The following is a 19924-nucleotide window of genomic DNA, read 5'->3' on the forward strand; positions in this document are numbered from 1 at the left end:
GGCCTTGGTCAGGTCGGGAAATCCGCAAGGCCCAGCCCTGTCGATTTCTCTTGTGGAATACGGTTGCGGGACAGAAGCGGCCCCAACGCCACCATCGTGACGAAAAGCAGGCCGATTTCGGTGTGGTAGACCACGGAATACCCGGTGGCCGGATCGTTCAGCGCCGCACCCCAGGCGCCGCTTGTGGCGATCTGGTTGACGCCATCGCGCAGCGCCCCGCCGATCAGCGTGCTGAGTCCTGCGGCAGTTGCCTGCGCGGCACCCCAGGCGCCCAGGGCCAGGCCCTTTCCGGCCATGTCGGTCTCGGGCAGGGTCATTGCGGCAGTCAGGGTCGACACGGCGAACAGCCCGCCACCAAATCCGATCAGCGTGGCCCCGGCAAAGAACAAAGCGGGCGATCCCATCGGGCTGGCAAAGATCACCGCGGAAAACGCCACCAGCCCGGCCAACAGACCGCGCCCGGCCATGCGGAACGGGTGCAGACCGCGCCGCAGCCAGCGTGCGGCCATCGCAAAACCCGCCAGGGCACCCGCCGCCCAACCGGCGGTCAGCAGCGTGGTCGACGACACCGACAGGCCCAGGATTTCGCCGCCATAGGGTTCCAGCAGCACGTCCTGCATGTTGAAGGCCATGGTGCCCAGGAAAACCACCGCCAACAACCGCCCGGCGGTGCCGCCGCGCGTCAGGTCGGCCCAGGCGGCGCCAAAGCTGGGCTGCGGCGCCTCGCGCTCGGCCTTGGTCATCGGGCGCACCCGTTCCTGCCGCCACAGCGCCACCAGGTTCAGCAGGATCGTCACGACGGCGCAGCCCTGCACCACCTGGATCAGCCGCACGCCGTTGAAATCGCGCAGCAGCCAGCCGATCACGATGGCCGACAGACCCATGCCGATCAGGAACATCACATACAGCAGCGCCACGACACGGGGGCGGGTCTCGTCCGTCGCCCGGTCGGCGGCCAGCGCCAGACCGGCGGTCTGGGTCATGTGCATACCCAGACCGGTCATGACAAAGGCCAGCCCGGCCAGCGCCTCTCCGGCAAAGGGGATGTCGTGCACCACGTCGCCACCCAGCACCAGCAGGCAGGACGGCATGATCGCCAATCCGCCCATCTGCCACAGCGTGCCGAACCACAGATAGGGGATCCGCTTCCAGCCGATGGCGCTGCGATAATTGTCCGACTTGAAGCCCAGCAGCGCCCGGAACGGTGCGATCAGCACCGGCAGCGCCACCATGATCGCCACCAGCGTCGCCGGCACGGACAGCTCGACGATCATCACCCGGTTCAACGTGCCCAGCAGCATCACCCCGGCCATCCCGACCGAGATCTGGAACAGCGACAGGCGCAGCAACTGGCCCAGCGGCAGGTCGTCCGACGCCGCGTCCGAAAAGGGCAACAGCCGGGCCGACAGACCCGCGATATGGGCGCGGCTCAGGATCACGGCGTGAACTCCAGCGCCTGGCTGATATAGAACCCGCTGGCGACCCGGCCCAGATCGCGCAGCTGTCCGATATCAGACACTGTTTCTGCCAGATCGGCCGATTTGTGGGGGATCATCACAGGCGACCGGTCCGAGCGTGGAAAGACCTTGCCGGCATACCACATCGCCATCAGCAACCGGGTTCGCGGCGCCACGGTGAAGACGACGCTGCCACGCGTGCGGTCGCGCAGCGCGGCCAGCGCGTCGCGGATATCGGACGCGCGGTAATAGATCAGGCTGTCCATCGCAAAGACGTGGTCGAACCGGCCCAGATGCGCCGACAGCATGTCGCCGCTGGCAAAGGTGACCCTGTCGCGCAGGCTGTCCGGCAGGCGCCGTTCGGCGATCTCGACCAGGGAAGGCGAGATGTCGACCGCCACCACCTCGGCGCCGCGCCGCGCCAGCTCCACCGTCGCCGGCCCGGCACCGCAGCCGGCATCCAGCACCCGCATCCCGGTCATGTCGACCGGCAAGGCCGACAGCATGCGCCCGCGCATCGCATCGCGCCCCTTGCGCACGGTTTCGCGGATACGCGACACCGGCGCGTCCGAGGTCAGCCGTTCCCAGACCTGGGTGGCGGTGCGGTCGAAATACGTTTCGACCCGCGCGCGGGTGACCTCGTAGCTCATCAGTCGAATCCCAGCAGTTCAAAGATATCACGATCGGGCAGCGGCTCGGGCGCCAGCGGTTCGGTTCCGGCCCAGAGGGTTTCGGCCAGCCGGATGTATTCTGCGCGCGCCAGCACGATGTCGTCCTCGTCCGGCATTTCGAACAGGGTCTTCTTCTTCAGCCGCGACCGCCGGATCGCGTCGAAATCCGGCATATGCGCGATGCGCTTGAAACCCACCGTGTCGCAGAACCGGTCGACCTCGTCGGTGGCCTTGGACCGGTTGGCAACGCAACCGGCCAACCGCACCTTGTAGTTCGCGCTTTTGGCCTGCACCGCGGCGATGATCCGGTTCATCGCATAGATGCTGTCGAAATCGTTGGCTGTGACGATCACCGCCCGGTCGGCATGCTGCAGCGGCGCTGCGAACCCGCCGCAGACCACGTCGCCCAGCACGTCGAAGATCACCACATCGGTGTCGTCCAGCAGGTGGTGCTGTTTCAACAGCTTCACCGTCTGTCCCACCACGTAACCACCGCACCCCGTACCCGCGGGCGGACCGCCGGCCTCGATGCATTGCACGCCGCCCCAGCCTTCGGTGACGAAATCCTCGGGCCGTAATTCCTCGGCGTGGAAATCGACCTCCTTGAGGATGTCGATCACCGTCGGTTGCAGCTTGCCGGTCAGCGTGAACGTGCTGTCATGCTTGGGGTCGCAGCCGATCTGCAGCACCCGTTTGCCCAGCTTGGCAAAGGCTGCCGACAGGTTGGAACTGGTCGTCGACTTGCCGATCCCGCCCTTGCCGTAGACCGAGAACACCTGCGCCCCCTCGATCTTCATCGTCGCGTCCTGGTGCACCTGCACCGAACCTTCGCCGTCCTGTCCGCGCAACACCGGCGGCGTCTTGACGCCCCGCGCTTCCAGGCCCGCGGCTTCGCGCATCGCGGCTTTCGCCGCTGGCGGGTTCTTTGCATCCAAGGGGCTCATGCCGCCCTCCCATTCCGGGACCAGGGCCCCTTGTTCTCTGGTTCAAAAATATCCCGGGGTCCGGGGCAGCGCCCCGGTCCGACGACGCCATATGTGCATGCGTCCATCATTCCGCCGCGATCCCCTCCAGCCGGTCTTCCAGCGCATCGGCCGCATCCTGCAACGCCGCCAGAGTGTCGGCGTCGGGCTGCCAGTAGTCGCGGTCATGCGCCTCGAGCAGGCGGTTCGCCATCCGGCTCGACGCGGTCGGGTTCAGATCGGCCAGGCGGGCGCGCATTTCGGCATCCAGCACGAAGGTTTCGCTGATCCGCTGATAGACCCAGGGTTCGACCTTGCCGGTGGTGGCCGACCAGCCCATCGTGTTGGTCACCTGGGCCTCGATCTGCCGCACGCCCTCGGCGCCGTGCTTGAGCATGCCCTCGAACCATTTCGGGTTCAGGCTGCGGCTGCGGGTCTCCAGCGCCACCTGTTCGGCCAGGGTGCGCATCCGGCCCTGCCCGCGCGTGGTGTCGCTGATATAGATCGCTGCCTCGTCGCCACCGCGGGCGCGTCTCACCGCGCGGGAAATGCCGCCCAGCGTGTCGAAATAGTGGTCGACCGTGGTCACCCCCAATTCGATCGATTCCAGGTTCTGATAGGCCACTTCCACCCGCTTCAGGGTCGATTGCAGCAACGCCGAGTTGGCGCTGGCCTTGCCGGTCACGCCATAGGCGAAACTCTTGCGCGCCTCGTAGGCATCGGCCAGCTCGTCCTCGTCACCGAACGCGCTGCTGTCGACCAGCGCGTTGACATTCGAGCCGTATGCGCCTTCGGCATTGCTGAAGACGCGCAGCGCGGCGGTTTCGATGTCGCAGCCATGTTCGTCCATATAGGCCAGCGCATGGGCGCGGATGAAATTCTGTTCCGGCGGTTCGTCGGCCTGTGCGGCTTTCAGCGCGGCCTCGGCCAACATCCGGGTCTGCAAGGGCAGCAGATCGCGGAAGATGCCCGACAGGGTCATCACCACGTCGATCCTTGGCCGGCCCAGTTCGGCCAGCGGAACCAGGTCGGCACCCGAGATCCGGCCGAAACTGTCAAAGCGCGGTTTTGCCCCGATCAGCGCCAGGGCCTGCGCCAGCGGCGCTCCGTCCGACTTGATGTTGTCCGATCCCCAAAGCACCAGCGCCACGCTACGCGGCAGACTGTGATGCGTTTCCAGCAGCAGCCGGGCCTGTCTTTCGCCATCGCGGCAGGCGAATTCCGTCGGCATGCGGAACGGATCGAACGCGTGGATGTTGCGTCCCGTGGGCAGGATGTCGGTCGAGCGGATCAGGTCGCCCCCCGGCACCGGCGCGACAAAGCGCGCCGACAAGGCCCGCAGCAGGGCGGGAATCTCGTGGTCCTCCTGCAACAGCGCATCGACACGGGCGCGGATGTCGTCGTCGGCGCCGTCGATCAGCGCAAGATAATCGGCACGGGCAGTGTCCGAGAAACCCTTGCCCAGAACATGCAGACCGTCGGGGATCAATGCGTCTTCGGTTTCCAGCAGCCTCAGCCACAGGGCATCGGGCTGTGTTTCACCCAGATCGACCGCCCGGGCCTGCTCGGCGATCAGCGCCTGAAGTTCGGTGCGCTGACCATCTCCGGGCGCCATCTCGCGCCAACGGGTCAGGCTGTCCTTCAGTTCGGCCAGTCCCTTGTACAGCCCCGACTGCGCCAGTGGCGGGGTCAGGTGCGTCACCGTCACCGCGCCCGACCGGCGCTTGGCCAGCGATGCCTCGGACGGGTTGTTGCATGCATAAAGGTAGATATTCGGCATCTCGCCGATCAACCGGTCGGGCCAGTCGCGCGCTCCAAGACCCGCCTGCTTGCCGGGCATGAATTCCAGCGCACCATGCATGCCGAAATGCAGCACCGCATCGGCCTTCAGCGTGTTGCGCAGCCACAGGTAGAACTGCACGAAGGCATGGGTGGGCGCGAAGCCCCGCTCGAACAGCAGGCGCATCGGGTCGCCTTCGTAGCCGAAAGCGGGTTGCACGCCGACGAACACCTTGCCGAACTGCGCACCTAGCACGAAAACACCGCGGCCGTCCGATTGCACCTTGCCGGGTGCCGGGCCCCAGACCGCCTCGATGGCATCCAGAGGCGGCGTGTTGCGCACGATTTCGTCGGCGCTCACATGGGCCGCCACGTTGGCTTCCTGCCCGTATTGCGCGGCATTTCCGGTCAGAACGGCGGCGCGCAAGGCCTCGACGCTGGCGGGTACATCCAGATCATAGCCATCAGCCTTCATCGCCCGCAGCGTGTTCCACAGGCTTTCGAAAACGCTCAGATAGGCGGCGGTGCCCACGGCGCCGGCATTGGGCGGAAAGCCGAACAGCACCACCGCGACAGTCTTTTCGGCATTGGCCTTGCGCCGCAACGTCGCCAATCTCAGCGTCTTTTCCGCCAGGCTTTCGATACGCTCAAAGCAGGGCGCCATGGCCTTGTCGCTCGCGGCGTTCGGGCAGCGATGCGCGCAGCCGTTGCATCCGTCTTCGCCATGCCGACCACCGAACACGGTGGGGTTGGTGGCCCCGTCCAGTTCCGGCAAGGCCACAAGCATCGTGGTTTCGATCGGCCCCAGGCCCTGCGGGCTTTCGGCCCATTGACCCAGCGTCTGGAATTCAAGCGGATGCGCGGCCAGATACGGCACGTCGAGATCATTCAGCACGCCGATCGCCGCCGCGTTGTCGTTGTAGGCGGGCCCACCGACCAGCGAAAAACCGGTCAGCGAAACCAGAGCGTCGATCCGAACGGCGCCCTGGTCACGGAAATAACCGTCGATCGCGGGTCGCGCATCCAGCCCTCCGGCAAACGCCGGGATGACGCGCAGGCCGCGCGCCTCGAACTTGCGGATCACCGCGTCGTAATGCGCGCAGTCGCCAGACAGCACGTATGACCGCATCATCAGCAACCCGACCGTTCCGACCGGATCTTTCGGTTTCGGCAGATCGGCGATCCGGGTCGTGATGCGTTTGGACAAATCGGGGTGATACAGACCCACATCCGGGTAATCGATGGGCGCCGCACCTTCGGCACCCAGCCAGTCTGGGCGGCTGGTTGCGTAATGGCCCAGCAGGTAGCGCACCATCGCTTCGATATTGTCGTCCGACCCGCCCAGCCAGTATTGCATGACCAGAAACCACGACCGCAGATCCTGTGCCTTGCCGGGGATCAGCCGCAGGATTTTCGGAAGTCGGCGCAGCATGCGCATTTTCTTGGCGCCGTCCTCCGAAGACGGCTTGGACGACCCGCGCAGCTTTTTCATCAAGGCCATCAGGCCGGATTGCGGCGCCATCATGTCCAGCTTGCCCAACCGGGTCAGCTTGACGATTTCGGCATCAGCAATGACGCCGATCATCCCGTCGACGCGGTCCCGGGCAGAGCGCAAGTCGGGCAGGATCGGTTTGATGTGTTCCTCGAGGAACAGCAGGTTCGCCATCACCATGTCGGCGGCGGCGATCGCGGCCTTCGTCTCGGCCAGGGCGCCCGGCGTTTCCGCCCATTCGGCGGCGGCGTGGACACTGATCTCGAGACCGGGAAAATCCGGCGCCAGTCGCATGGCGGCGCGGGCGACCGAGCCGGCGGCGTGGTTGTCCAACGTCACGATGGCGATGCGATACGCCGGTATGCCGATCACGTCATCGCGCATAGTGGGCCTTTGCCTCGTATAGGGTGTCGACGCTGATTTCCGATACGCCGCGTTCGGACGCAAAGACCTCGGTGTTGCGGCGGGCCTTGCCGCGGACGAAGAACGGGATCTTCTTCAATTCTCTCTCGGCAGCGGGCAGCCAGACGATCTCGGCGCTTTTTGCGGCCAGCAATCCGTCCTGTTTCGGTTCGGTTCGGGACGGTTCGGTCGGCTCTTGCCAGCGCACGGCCTGGTGACCGTGATGGCTGGCGCCGGCGGCATCGTGAAATTCGAAATCCTCGCGGAACATCGTCAACAGGTGTTCTTCCAAACCCATGACAAGCGGGTGCACCCAGGTGTCGAAAATAACGTTCGCGCCTTCGATCCCCATCTGCGGCGAATAGCGTGCGGGGAAATCCTGGACATGCACCGGGGCCGAGATCACCGCACAGGGAATGCCCAGCCGCTTGCCGATATGGCGTTCCATCTGGGTTCCGAGGATCAGTTCGGGCGCGGCCGCTTCGATGGTGCGTTCGACTTCGAGATAATCGTCAGTGATCAGCGCCTCGACGCCATAATCCTTGGCCAATCCGCGGATCAGCCGCGCCTGTTCGCGGTTGTAGCAGCCCAAGCCCACCACCTCGAAGCCCATCTCGTCCCGGGCGATGCGGGCGCAGGCGGCGACATGGGTGCCGTCGCCGAACAGGAAGACGCGCTTGCCGGTCAGGTACGTGCTGTCGACCGACGACGAATACCAGGGCAGACGCAGGCGGGATTCATCGAGATGCGGCTCTGTTTTGGCCAGTTTCGCCACTTCGGCCACGAAATCGCGGGTCGCGCCGACACCGATCGGCACCGTCCTGGTGTAGGGCAAGCCCAGCTCGCGTTCCATCCAGCGCGCGGCGGTTTCCGCCGTCTCGGGATACATCAGCACGTTGAAATGCGCCGCCCCCAGTCGGGCGATATCGGACGGAGACGCGCCGTAAGGCGCGGTGACGTTCACCGCGATCCCCATCTCCATCAGCAGGCCGGTCAGCTCGGTGATGTCGTCGCGATGGCGAAAGCCCAGCGCGGTGGGGCCGATCAGGTTCGCGGTCACGCGCGCGGTCTTGTCCACGGGTCGGGCCAGTGCCTTGACGACCTGGTAGAATGTCTCGTCCGCGCCGAAGTTTTCCTTGCGCTGGTAGCTGGGCAGCTCCAGCGGGATCGTGGGCACGGGCAGACCAAGCGTTTCGGAAAGCCCGCCGGGATCGTCCTGGATCAGTTCGGCGGTGCAGGACGCGCCGACGATCATCGCTTCGGGCTTGAACCGTTCATAGGCCGCCATGCAGGCATCCTTGAACAGGTAGGCGGTGTCGGCCCCAAGGTCGCGCGCCTGGAAGGTGGTGTAAGTCACCGGCGGGCGGTGGTTGCGTCGCTCGATCATCGTGAACAGCAGGTCGGCGTAAGTGTCGCCCTGCGGGGCGTGCAGCACGTAATGCAGGCCTTTCATGCCGGTGGCGACGCGCATCGCGCCGACATGGGGCGGGCCTTCGTATGTCCAGACGGTCAGCTTCATGGCTGACCCCCGGGGCGCTGCCCCGGACCCCGGAGTTTTCCCGGCAAGATGAAGACAGGGATCATTCTGCCGCCTCCATCTTGAGAAGAGACCGGCGGCGGATCGGACGCGAGAACAGGCCGGCCAGATCGCCCGCCTGTTCGTAGAAATGCACCGGGGTGAAGACCAGTTCGATCGCCCATTTGGTGGTCAGCCCTTCGGCCTCGAGCGGATTGGCAAGGCCCAGGCCGCAGACCGTCAGGTCGGGCGCGGCGGCGCGGCAGCGGTCAAGCTGAAGATCGACATCCTGGCCTTCGGCGATGACCGGCCCTTCGGCAAGCAGGTCGAGCTCGGGCGCCATCACCGCGCGGTGGATGAAGGGGGCGCCGATCTCGACCGCCTGCATCCCGCATTCACGGGTCAGGAACCGCGCGAGGGGCAGTTCCAGTTGGCTGTCGGGGAAAAAGAAGACCGACTTGTCGCGCAACGTCTCGGCCGCCTGGGCCACGGCCTTTCGGGCCCGTGCGCGGGGTGCGTCGGTGACGCGGGCAAAGGTTGCGGCATCCACGCCGAATTCCGTGGCGATCGCCTGCAGCCAGGCGGTGGTGCCTTCCTCGCCGAACGGGAAAGGCGCGGCGATGTGCCGGGCGCCCCGGCGCTGCAGCGCCTCGTGCGTTTCGGTCAGAAAAGGCTGGGTCAGCGCGTAGACAGTGTTCGGACCGATCCCGTATTCAGCGTTGCGCGCGGGCGCCGGCAAAACGCGGACCGGGCCGATGCCCATCGCGTTCAGCAGGCCCACGGCCTGTTCTTCGACCACATCCGGCAGCGCGCCGACGATCAGCAATTCGCGTGCGTCGGTATCCGGAAGAACCGGCACCATGGCGGCAAGACAGGCGTCTTCGCCCTGGGTAAAGGTGGTTTCGATCCCCGAGCCGGAGAAGTTCAGCACGCGGACCCGCGGAGCGAATTGCGCGCTCATCCGTTCGGCGGCGTTGGCAAGGTCGAGCTTGATGACCTCGGACGGGCACGACCCGACGAGGAAGAGCTGGCGGATATCGGGACGGCGCTTTAGCAGTTCCGATACGACGCGATCCAGTTCGGCCTGGGCATCAGCCATGCCGGCGAGGTCGGTTTCCTCGAGAATGGCGGTGGCGAAACGGGGTTCGGCGAAGATCATCACGCCGGCCGCGGATTGCAGCAGATGCGCGCATGTGCGGCTGCCGACCACGAGAAAGAAGGCATCCTGCATCTTGCGGTGCAGCCAGATGATACCGGTCAAGCCGCAGAACACTTCGTGCTGGCCGCGTTGTTTGAGAACCGGGGTCTGGCTGCAGCCGCGTGCGGGGGGTGGGGCGAAATGATCGGTCATGCCGGCGCCTCGGATTGCAGGCGCGCGATGCGCAGTTTCCACAGGAACTGGCCGGCGTTGACGACATAAGCGGCATAGGCGGCAAGCGCGAGCCACATCTCTTGCGCCGGCATCAGCGAACCGGTCCACAATGCCCAGAGATACGCCGTGTGCAGCGCGATCACGCCGAAGGAGAACACGTCCTCCCAGAAGAAGGCGGGCGCGAACAGGTACTGTCCGAAGACGATCTTTTCCCAGACCGCACCGGTTACCATGATGAGATACAGCACGCCCGTCTTGACCAGGATCGACAGCGTCGCCGCGTCGTAGCCGATGCCGGAAACGAGATAGCGCAACACCAGCACGACCGAGACCAGGAAGACCAGGAACTGCAACGGCGCGAGTATGCCCTGCACCGTGGTCCACACAGTCGCGTCCCGCCGCGCCCGCTGATCGGGCGTGTAGAGCGGGGCTCTGCCGGGAGACAAGGGATGCGGGGCAGCCATATGCGATTCCGTCAACTTGCTTGGACAAAATCTAACTGCCGGACGCCAAAAGTGTCAATCTTAACTTACACTGATCGGGGCACGCCTGCCTGACACTTCGCAATTCACCTGATTCTGTTGGTTTCGGTGCTGTTGGCTGATTTTCTTGGTCGTTTTTCGTGGATAGGCGCTTGAAATCGCTTGGATGACCCGCGTGGTGTCAATTTATTTTGACATTTGGAAGGCAGTCTCCGACAATTGATCTTGCTCCATTCCGGGTCACCAAGTCGGCCGTCGCGGATCGGCGGAGCGGCAAGGATGATCGCATGTCGACTGACAACAGCTCAGAAGACCGCGACGCTGAACGGGGATCGCCCTTCGGCGTATCCGTCTTGGCGAGCACGGTTATTTCCGTCCTCAACGGCAAGCAGGACGATGTGGCGCGTAGCATGCGCAACTCGGTCGTTCGGTCGCTGGTTCGGTCGACCTTGCGCGCGGGTGCCTTCAATGCGGAAGTGCTGCTGAACGATCTCAGGGACAGCCGGATCGAGCCCAACGACATCGTCGATCTGTATATTCCCGAAGCGGCACGCGCGTTGGGCGAGATGTGGGTAGAAGATGCGATCGGGTTCGCAAAGGTCACGATCGCGACCGCGCGCCTGCAAGGTCTGCTGACGTTGCTGGCGCCCCCCTGGGCGGCCGTTGCGAACGACCAGGCCGAGGCGATCAACACGCTGCTGATCCTTCAAGCCGATGACAGTCACACCCTGGGCCCGCATGTCGCCACGGCGCAGCTGCGCCGTCTTGGCGCGTCTGTGCGGTTGCTGTTCGGACCCGATGAAAGAACGATCGTGCGCGTGCTGCGCGACGATCCCTACGACCTGATCATGTTCTCATGTTCTCGGGCCGATGCTCTTGCGCCCATCGCCCAGATGGTTAAACGGGTCAGAGCCGAGCTGAACGGAGCGCCACCCATCGCGCTTGGTGGCCTGGTTCTTGGGCTTGCCGAGCGGGTCAAGGAACGAACCGGCGTCGACCTGGTGACCAACGATGTGCGCGTGGCATTCAAGCTCTGCGAAAGGAAAAGACACAAGTTCAAGTCAGCGGCACGTTAGATGAATACAAACGGATCCAGTTTCTGGAGCAACGGCTCCATACCGCTGATCGACCCGCAGGACTTGGCAGGTTTGATTTCAGCAGCGTCGGATATCGCCCTGGTCGTTTCCGCCCAGGGCGTCATTCTGTCCGTGCTGATCAATGAAAACGAAACCTCGTTCGGCAATCTCGACCATTGGGAAGGCCGGCCGATCGATGATTTCCTGACGGTCGAAAGCATCCCCAAGTTCCGTGCCATTCTTGACGAATATGTCGGTGGAACCGTTTCGTCCAAGGCGGTCGAGTTGAACCATACCGACAACGCGGTCTGGGAATTTCCGGTGCGCTACACCTTTCACGGGCTGATCGGCAACAAGGCGCTGCTGCTTTTGGGCCGCGATCTGCGGCCGATCGCGGAAACCCAGCAGCAACTGGTGCAAGCGCAGATGTCGCTGGAACAGGGTTACGAGGCGCGGCGCGAATTCGATGCCCGCTATCGGCTTTTGTTGCGCTCGGTGCGGGATGCGATCGTGTTCGTGTCGGTCAACGAGGGCCGGATCAAGGATCTCAACGAACCCGCCGCGGCGTTGCTTGGATCGACGCGCGAAGATCTGATCGGCGTGTCGTTTGCGCAGGAATTCCGCGACCGGCGGCGCGACGAATTCATCGAAAGCCTGGTGAACACCGCCATTTCGGAATCCGCCTCGGGTTTCGATCTGCAGACGAAACGCGGCCGACAACGGATCGTCATCACGCCCAACGTGTTTCGCGCCGCCGGCGAGCGCGTGCTGATCTGCCGGCTGAGCACGACCGATGGCGCCAGTGCCGCTCCGGATGACCTGAGCACGAACCTGATGGCCCTGTTCGAAAAGGGTGCGGACGCCGTCGTCTTCACTTCGATCACGGGACAGGTCCAGACCGGCAACGACGCGTTTCTGGATCTTGTCGATGCCGCGCACCTCGTCGACGTCAAGGGCCGGAACCTCAGCGATTTCCTGGGGCGCGGCCAGATCGACATGAGCGTGTTGGTCGAAAACGCCCGCCGGGCCGGGCAGATGCGCATGTACGCAACCAAGATCGTCAACGATTTCGGCGCCCGAACGGCGGTCGAATTGTCGGTGACGTATCTGAACGACCGCTCGGAACCCGAACTGGGTTTCGTCATCCGCGACGCCAGCCGTGTCGAGGCGTTCCGGAGAAGCCCGCTCCAGACCACCGACGACTCCAACCGCAACGTGATGGAACTGGTCGGCTCGGCGTCGCTCAAGGAAATCGTGGCTGAAACCACGGACGTGGTGGAAAAGATGTGCATCGAAACCGCGGTGAACCTGACCCGGAACAACCGCGTGGCCGCCGCCGAAATGCTGGGCCTGTCGCGCCAGAGCCTGTATGTGAAGCTGCGAAAATACGGGTTGCTGAGCCGCGACGGCGACGGCGACGAATAGCCCCTCCAACTCAACGGTTTTTCTTGCGCCGACTCGACATGTCGTATCTAGTTTACACATGTCTGTCAGCCTGAATTTACACTCTCGGCAGATGCCTGATCCCGCAGCAATGCTGCGGTTGATCAAGCCTGTCACCTGGTTTCCTCCGATGTGGGCATATCTGTGCGGGATGGTGTCGTCGGGGGCGTCCTTTGCCGAACATTGGGGGCTGGCGCTGCTGGGCGTGATTTTGGCCGGCCCGATCGTCTGCGGCATGAGCCAAGCGGCCAACGATTGGTGCGACCGCCACGTCGATGCCATCAACGAACCCGATCGACCCATTCCCTCGGGCCGCATTCCGGGCCGGTGGGGGTTGTGGATCGCGTTGGCGATGTCGGCGTTGTCTTTGGTGGTGGGATCGTTTCTGGGTCTTTGGGGGTTTTTCGCAACCTGCATCGGTGTGCTTGCCGCCTGGGCCTATTCGGCCGAACCGGTTCGTCTGAAACGGTCGGGCTGGTGGGGGCCGGGCCTGGTGGGTCTCAGCTATGAGACCCTGCCCTGGTTCACTGGCGCCGCCGTGCTGTTGCAGGCGCTACCGGCTCCGCAGATGGTGTTCGTCGCCCTTCTTTATGGCATCGGAGCGCATGGCATCATGACGCTGAACGATTTCAAGGCGCTTGAAGGCGACCGGCAGACCGGGGTGAAGTCACTGCCCGTCACGATGGGCGCCGACCGTGCGGCGCGGATCGCCTGCGCGGTGATGCTGATACCGCAGGTCATGGTGATCATAGCGCTGGTCGCCTGGGGCAAGCCGGCCTTTGCGGCAGGTGTCCTGCTGCTGTGCCTGGGCCAGGTCTGGGCCATGTCCGTGATGTTGCGCGACCCCAGGGCGAAAGCGCCGTGGTACAACGGGACCGGAGTGCTGATGTATATCTCGGGCATGATGATCGCCGCCCTGGCCTTGCGGGGGCTGGGCGCATGACGCTGAGTTGGCTGTCCATAGTCCGACTGGGCCTGGTGCAGATGGCGCTTGGTGCCATCGTGGTGCTGACCACGTCGACGCTGAACCGGCTGATGGTGGTGGAACTGGCGTTGCCCGCGCTGCTGCCGGGATTGCTGGTCGGGCTGCATTACGGCATCCAGATCACCCGGCCCAGCTGGGGCTTTCTGTCGGATACCGGCGGCAACCGCACCTTGTGGATCCGCGCCGGGATGGCGGTATTGGCCGTGGGCGGTGTGTTGGCCGCGTGCGGCGTGATCCTGCTGGAACAGAGCCTGTTTCTGGGTGTCTCTCTTTCGGTTTTCGCCTATGCCCTGATCGGACTCGGGGTAGGCGCATCAGGCACTTCGCTGCTGGCCTTGCTGGCCACCGCGACCGCGCCGCGGCGCCGTGCTGCGGCTGCCACGGTGACCTGGCTGATGATGATATTCGGGATCGCCGTGACCGCCGGTGTGGTTGGCGCGATGCTCGACCCCTATTCACCGGCGCGCCTGTTGCGGGTCGTGGGCGGTGTTGCGGTTCTCGCGCTGATCCTGACCGTCGCCGTGACGGTGCGCATCGAACGCGGGCTGACCGTCACCCCCGAACCGGATCCGGTGCCGTTTCGCGAAGGCCTTGCCGAGATCTGGGCCGAGCGCGAGGCACGGCTGTTCACTGTTTTCGTCTTTCTCAGCATGACCGCCTATTTCATGCAGGAGTTGATCCTGGAACCCTATGCCGGGCTGGTGTTCGGCTGGACACCCGGTCAGACCACGCAATTGTCGGGCATGCAGAACGGTGGTGTCTTTCTGGGCATGCTGACCGTGGGCATCGCCGCGACCGGGCTTCGCATAGGCAGTTTGCGCAGCTGGGTGATCCTGGGCTGTCTGGGTTCGGCGCTGAGCCTTGTCGCCGTGGCGCTTTCGGCGGAAACCGGCTCGGATGCCGCCTTGCGCGCGGCCGTGATCGCCTTGGGCTTCTGCAACGGCATGTTCGCCGTCGCCGCGATCGGATCGATGATGGCACTCGCCGGACAGGGGCGGGACAAGCGCGAAGGCACGCGCATGGGCCTGTGGGGCGCCGCGCAGGCCATCGCCGCCGGATTCGGCGGGCTGACCGGCGCCGCGGCGGTCGATCTCATGCGGCAGGTCCTGCCCGACGCGCCCGCCTTCGGTGCTGTCTTCGCGGCCGAAGCGCTGCTGTTCACCGCGGCCGCCGTCATGGCGGCCCGCATCATGACCCCGCGCCCGACCGGCGCGCATTTCGTTCCGGGAGAGTAATCGATGTTCGATGTCGTCGTCGTCGGGGGCGGCCCCTCGGGCGCCACAGCCGCAGCCGATCTGGCTAATAGCGGCCATTCCGTCGCACTGCTGGACCGCGAGGGCCGGATCAAGCCCTGCGGCGGGGCCATCCCGCCACGCCTGATCGCGGATTTCGATATCCCGGATGACCTGCTGATCGCCAAAATCACCACCGCGCGGATGATCTCGCCCACCGGGCGGCGCGTCGATATCCCGATCGAGAACGGGTTCGTCGGCATGGTCGACCGCAAGGATTTCGACCCGTTCCTTCGCGCCCGGGCCGAGGCAGCCGGGGCCGAACGCCTGACCGGAACGTTCCTGCGGATCGAACGCGAGGGCAAACGCCGATGGGTGGTCTACCGCGACAAAAAGAACAGCGCCGAAAAGCGGGTCGAAACCCGCCTGATCATCGGTGCCGACGGGGCCAAGAGCCGGGTCGCCGCCCAGGAAATACCGGGTGGTGACAAGACCCCGCTGGTCTTTGCCTATCATGAAATCATCGCGGCGCCCGACACCACAAACGACAGCTATGATCCGACGCGCTGCGACGTGATCTATGACGGCGCGATCAGCCCGGACTTCTACGGCTGGGTCTTTCCGCACGGCCGATCCGCCAGCGTCGGGATGGGAACATTCGTCGGCGACGTCAGCCTAAAGGATGCCACCGCCGCACTGCGCCAGGCATCGGGCCTTGCCGATTGCGACACGCTGCGCCGCGAAGGTGCGCCGATCCCGCTGAAACCGTTGCGCTTCTGGGACAACGCCCGCGATGTGGTGCTGGCAGGCGATGCAGCAGGCGTGGTCGCGCCCAGTTCGGGCGAGGGCATCTACTACGCGATGATCGGCGGGCGCCACGCCGCGACGGCCGCCGCGGCGACACTGGCCAGCGGACGGATCACCGATCTGGCGCTGGCGCGCAAGCTGTTCATGCGCGAGCACAAGAACGTCTTCAAGGTGCTCGGCGCCATGCAGGACGCCTATTACCGCTCGGATTCACGCCGCGAGCGGTTCGTGTCGCTGTGCCACGACATCGATGTCCAGCGCTTGACCTTCGAGGCTTACATGAACAAGAAACTGGTCAAGGCGCGTCCGTTGGCGCATCTCAAGATCGGGTTCAAAAACCTGCGCCACCTGACCGGACTCGTCGCGGAGACGCATGTATGACCATCCACATCCCCGCCTGGGTCGACGGCGAACTGACCCCCGTCGAAAAGCTCGAGGCCCATGTCAGGGGTCTCAGGCACAAGGCGGTATCGGTCTTCGTACTGGCCGGCGATCGGGTGCTGATCCAGCGCCGCGCCCTGGAGAAATACCACACGCCGGGATTGTGGGCGAACACCTGCTGCACCCACCCGGACTGGGACGAAGACAGCCGCGCCTGCGCGATCCGGCGGCTGGACGAGGAACTGGGGATCACCGGGCTTGACCCGCTGTTTCGCGACCGGGTCGAATATCGCGCCGATGTCGGCAATGGCATGATCGAACACGAGGTGGTCGACATCTTCGTTGCCGAGGCGCCGATCGACCTGGGAATCGAGCCTGATTCAGCCGAAGTCATGGATACCGACTGGGTTGGATACGCCGATCTCCTGGCCCGGGTCACCGCGCAACCTGCACAATTCACGCCGTGGCTTCGGATCTATCTCGACCTCTATGCCGACCGCATTTTCGGCACGGATTTCGTCGCCACCTCGTGATCTTCACCTGGCCGGAAATATCCCGGGTGGGGTTTGGGGAGGGCTGGCCCTCCCCAAGGCCTGCGTGGCCCGAACGCGTTCTTGTCCGTGCGCGCAGCGCGCCTTTGGATCACGCTCGACCCGGCAGCGACACGATCTTGCCCGGGATGCGCATCGCGCGACGCACGTGGTCGGCGATGTCGAAACGGGTCAGCCCGGCATCGGCATACATCTCGTCCGGGCTGGCCTGTTCGATGAAGCGGTCGGGCAGGGTCAGGGTGCGGATACACAGACCGCGATCCAGCAACCCTTCGGCCGCGAGCGCGTGCAGCACCATTGCGCCGAATCCGCCCTGCGCGCCCTGCTCCACAGTGATCAGCGCCTTGTGGTTGCGCGACAGCCTGCGGATCAGGTCCATGTCCAGCGGCTTGGCAAACCGCGCGTCCGCAACGGTCACGGACAAGCTGTCACCTTCCAGCAGGTCGGCAGCGGCGTTGACTTCCGGCAGATGTGCTCCGAACGACAACAACGCCACGTCCGACCCTTCGCGCAACACGCGGCCCTTGCCGATCTCGAGAACCGTCCCGCGTTCGGGCAGTGCGACGCCGGTTCCGGACCCGCGCGGATAACGGAAGGCGATGGGGCCGGCGTCATGCGCCGCAGCGGTGGCGACCATGTGCACCAGTTCGGCCTCGTCGGCCGCGGCCATCACGGTAAAACCCGGCAGGTTCGCAAGGTAGGCGACATCGAAGGCGCCTGCATGGGTTGCGCCATCGGCACCGACCAGCCCGGCCCGATCGATGGCGAAGCGCACCGGAAGACCCTGCAAGGCGACGTCATGCACCACCTGGTCGTAGCCGCGTTGCAGAAAGGTCGAGTAGATCGCGCAGAACGGCTTGAGCCCGCTGGCAGCCATCCCGGCGGAGAAGGTCACGCCATGCTGTTCGGCGATGCCCACGTCGAAGACCCGTGCGGGAAAGCGTTTGGCCATGATGTTCACACCGGTGCCCGAAGGCATCGCGGCGGTCACGGCGACGATGTCGGAATCACGCGCAGCCTCTGCCGTCAGCGCTTCGCCGAAGACGCTGGTATAGCTGGGTGCGTTCGGCTTTGACTTGGCTTGTTGCCCTGTAACCGGGTCGAATTTCGACACGCCATGGCCGCGATCGGCGCTGCCTTCGGCGGCGGCGAATCCCTTGCCCTTGACTGTGCAGACATGGATCAGGACCGGCCCGGTCGCCCGTGCGCGCGCCGCACGCAAAACCGGCAGCAGTTGGTCCAGGTCGTGCCCGTCGATCGGCCCGACATAGTCGAACCCCAGCTCCTCGAACAAGGTGCCCGATCCCTGCATGGCGCCGGTCACCAATTGCCGCGCCCGCTTGGCGCCTTCGCGCATCGGGTAGGGCAACGACGCCTCGAAGCCCTCGGCCAGCGATTTCATCCGCGCCAGAGGTTCGTTGGCATAAAGCCGCGACAGATAGGACGACATCGCGCCGACCGGCGGGGCGATGCTCATTTCGTTGTCGTTCAGGATCACGAACAGCCGTCGCCCCTCGTGCCCGGCATTGTTCAACGCCTCGTAGGCCATGCCGGCACTGATCGAGCCGTCGCCGATCACGGCGATGGCATCGCCGGTCGGGCGACCCATGTCGCGGCCGACCGTGAATCCCAGGGCTGCGGAAATCGACGTCGACGAATGCGCGGCGCCGAACGGATCGAACTGCGATTCCGACCGTTTGGTGAACCCGCTCAACCCGTCCTTCTGGCGCAGGGTGCGGATGCGGTCGCGACGGCCGGTCAGGATCTTGTGCGGATAACACTGATGGCCGACGTCCCAGATCAGTTTGTCCACCGGGGTGTTGAAGACCGCGTGGATCGCCACGCTCAGCTCGACGACGCCCAGTGACGATCCCAGATGCCCGCCGGTTTCGGACACGGCGGAAATCACCTCGGCGCGCAGGTCGTCGGCCACATGTGCCAGTGTCCGGTCGTCCATCCGTCGCAGATCCGCGGGGCCTGCAACGCGATCGAGATGGGGGGTTTCCGGGCGGGTCATGGGCAGCCTCCTTGAAAGGATAGGCGCCACGTTCGCACGGGGGTGCCGATGAACGTGGCGCCAGGTTCCTGTTGCCAACAGGAAGGGAACCGGGGTTGAGGCCCCGATATCCGGACCTGACCATGGGAAATGCGCAGGCCCGGATCTGGCGCCATCGGGGGCTGGGAAGGTTCAGCCCCCGATGGTCATTGGTAGACCGGCGGTCCGCTGGCCGCGAGTTCGGGCCAGTCACCGATCACGTTCATGCCTTGCAAGGGCTGCTGATACCCCTTGTGACATGTCTTGCAGGCGGCCTTGGGCGCGTCCTGATAAACCGGACCAAGCCGCTCTGGGGGGTAGGTGTCCTTCAGGGGCACGAGCCATTCGTTGTTGATCTCTTGCACCATGCCGATCCCGAGCTGTTCGGTCCCCCATTGCGGGGTGACCTGTTCGGGGTCGTAGAAGGCGCGGCTGTTGTGGCAGAAAACGCAATTCACACCAAGCGAATTGGACACGTAGTTCATCAGGCTGAACGTCCGTTCCGCGTGTTGCCAGGTCTGGATGCCGTCGGCGGGGTATTCCGCCACGTGGCTTTCCAGGTCGTGCACACCGATCTGTTCGTAGCCCAGCAGATAGGCCTCGAGCGCGTCCGAGGGCAGCGAGGTGTATTGCGACAGCGATGTCGCACGGTTCTGCACCGACGCCCAACCCGCCGTCGCCTCGGTCACCGGGGTGATCCGGAACCAGATGTCCGACGGCACGTTCTGGCCGCGATGGCAGGTGTAGCAATTCACGCCGACCTGCTTGTTGGCGTTCACATGCCCGTCCCAGCCATCGTTGATGGCCTGGGTCATCTGGATCATGTTGCGCGCGACGACCTTGGTATACAGATTGTCCTCGCCGTATTGCTCGAGATCCACATCACCGTGGCAATAGGCGCATCCCTGTTCCGGAGCGACCCAGTTGGTGATCGCATTCATGACCCGGTTGAAGTTGTCCTCGGTCAGATCGCCCAGCACCTGGACGTTCTGATAGACATCCCTGGCCAGCGCTTCGCCTCCCGCGGGGACATAGGGGGCTTCGGTGTAGTAGCCATCGATCGTCGGGTCGGGCTTGGCCAGGTCGGCCTTGAACTCGGGCACCGACATGCCCGTCCCGCGGGGACCGGTCTGCATGCTGTCGGTCGCGTAGGGTTGACCGAACGAGATCAGCAGAACCGCCAGGATGACCGCCCCGCCCAGCGATCCCACCAGGATCGCCGGCCCGTAGATGTCGGTGGGGTTTTTCGAGTTCCAGTCGTTGAACCACTTGGGAAGCATG

15 protein-coding genes are annotated in these 19924 nt (G+C 64.7%); 6 read left to right on the plus strand and 9 right to left on the minus strand.

All coding sequences use genetic code 11. The annotated features are described in order from the left end of the window. Nucleotides 1-8: 8 nt before the first annotated feature. The 7 genes from KUH32_RS06245 to bchF form a co-directional block, all read right to left on the minus strand. Nucleotides 9-1439 carry a PucC family protein gene (locus KUH32_RS06245; RefSeq protein ID WP_431358176.1) on the minus strand — a complete coding sequence of 477 codons (1431 nt, stop codon included), beginning with the start codon at nt 1437-1439 and terminating at the stop codon, nt 9-11. Further along, nucleotides 1436-2107, minus strand: coding sequence for a magnesium protoporphyrin IX methyltransferase (gene bchM, locus KUH32_RS06250; protein ID WP_217777182.1), 672 nt, complete (start codon nt 2105-2107; stop codon nt 1436-1438). Before bchM ends, KUH32_RS06245 begins: the two co-directional genes overlap by 4 nt. Next, on the minus strand, nt 2107-3027 hold the full coding sequence (bchL, locus tag KUH32_RS06255; protein WP_217778326.1) for a ferredoxin:protochlorophyllide reductase (ATP-dependent) iron-sulfur ATP-binding protein: 921 nt from the start codon (nt 3025-3027) through the stop codon (nt 2107-2109). The genes bchM and bchL overlap by 1 nt, the downstream gene beginning before the upstream one ends. Nucleotides 3028-3178: 151 nt before the next feature. Beyond that, complete coding sequence (locus KUH32_RS06260) at nt 3179-6745, minus strand: magnesium chelatase subunit H (RefSeq protein WP_217777183.1); 3567 nt, start codon at nt 6743-6745, stop codon at nt 3179-3181. Then, nucleotides 6735-8282, minus strand: a complete 1548-nt coding sequence (gene bchB / locus KUH32_RS06265) for a ferredoxin:protochlorophyllide reductase (ATP-dependent) subunit B (RefSeq protein WP_217777184.1) — start codon at nt 8280-8282, stop codon at nt 6735-6737. The genes KUH32_RS06260 and bchB overlap by 11 nt, the downstream gene beginning before the upstream one ends. 61 nt (nt 8283-8343) lie before the next feature. Then, nucleotides 8344-9630: a ferredoxin:protochlorophyllide reductase (ATP-dependent) subunit N gene (locus KUH32_RS06270; RefSeq protein ID WP_217777185.1), complete on the minus strand. Its 1287-nt coding sequence runs from the start codon at nt 9628-9630 to the stop codon at nt 8344-8346. Next, the gene (gene bchF, locus KUH32_RS06275; protein WP_217777186.1) at nt 9627-10115 is read right to left on the minus strand and encodes a 2-vinyl bacteriochlorophyllide hydratase; all 489 of its coding nucleotides are present in this window, start codon (nt 10113-10115) and stop codon (nt 9627-9629) included. Before bchF ends, KUH32_RS06270 begins: the two co-directional genes overlap by 4 nt. Nucleotides 10116-10420: 305 nt before the next feature. On the opposite strand from bchF, the gene KUH32_RS06280 reads away from it, so the two are divergent. Genes KUH32_RS06280 through idi form a run of 6 tightly spaced genes read left to right on the plus strand, consistent with a single transcriptional unit; the run spans nt 10421 to nt 16590 of the window. Next, entirely contained in the window at nt 10421-11209 is a 789-nt protein-coding gene (locus tag KUH32_RS06280) for a cobalamin B12-binding domain-containing protein (protein ID WP_217777187.1), read from the plus strand. Next, a complete protein-coding gene (gene ppsR / locus KUH32_RS06285) occupies nt 11210-12634 on the plus strand; it encodes a transcriptional regulator PpsR (protein ID WP_217777188.1) in 1425 nt (474 codons plus the stop codon). A gap of 58 nt (nt 12635-12692) precedes the next feature. Continuing rightward, on the plus strand, nt 12693-13595 hold the full coding sequence (gene chlG / locus KUH32_RS06290; RefSeq protein WP_217777189.1) for a chlorophyll synthase ChlG: 903 nt from the start codon (nt 12693-12695) through the stop codon (nt 13593-13595). Next, nucleotides 13592-14872 carry a BCD family MFS transporter gene (locus tag KUH32_RS06295; RefSeq protein WP_217777190.1) on the plus strand — a complete coding sequence of 427 codons (1281 nt, stop codon included), beginning with the start codon at nt 13592-13594 and terminating at the stop codon, nt 14870-14872. Before chlG ends, KUH32_RS06295 begins: the two co-directional genes overlap by 4 nt. A gap of 3 nt (nt 14873-14875) precedes the next feature. After that, nucleotides 14876-16057, plus strand: a complete 1182-nt coding sequence (locus KUH32_RS06300) for a geranylgeranyl diphosphate reductase (protein ID WP_217777191.1) — start codon at nt 14876-14878, stop codon at nt 16055-16057. Beyond that, entirely contained in the window at nt 16054-16590 is a 537-nt protein-coding gene (idi, locus tag KUH32_RS06305) for an isopentenyl-diphosphate Delta-isomerase (RefSeq protein WP_217777192.1), read from the plus strand. The genes KUH32_RS06300 and idi overlap by 4 nt, the downstream gene beginning before the upstream one ends. A 109-nt stretch (nt 16591-16699) precedes the next feature. Here idi and dxs read toward each other — a convergent pair whose 3' ends face one another. Next, the gene (gene dxs / locus KUH32_RS06310) at nt 16700-18625 is read right to left on the minus strand and encodes a 1-deoxy-D-xylulose-5-phosphate synthase (protein ID WP_217777193.1); all 1926 of its coding nucleotides are present in this window, start codon (nt 18623-18625) and stop codon (nt 16700-16702) included. Nucleotides 18626-18810: 185 nt separating this feature from the next. Beyond that, entirely contained in the window at nt 18811-19923 is a 1113-nt protein-coding gene (pufC, locus tag KUH32_RS06315; RefSeq protein WP_217777194.1) for a photosynthetic reaction center cytochrome PufC, read from the minus strand. Nucleotide 19924: the final 1 nt, after the last annotated feature.

Origin of the sequence: Thalassococcus arenae (assembly GCF_019104745.1) — a bacterium.
Lineage (GTDB): Bacteria > Pseudomonadota > Alphaproteobacteria > Rhodobacterales > Rhodobacteraceae > Thalassococcus_B > Thalassococcus_B arenae.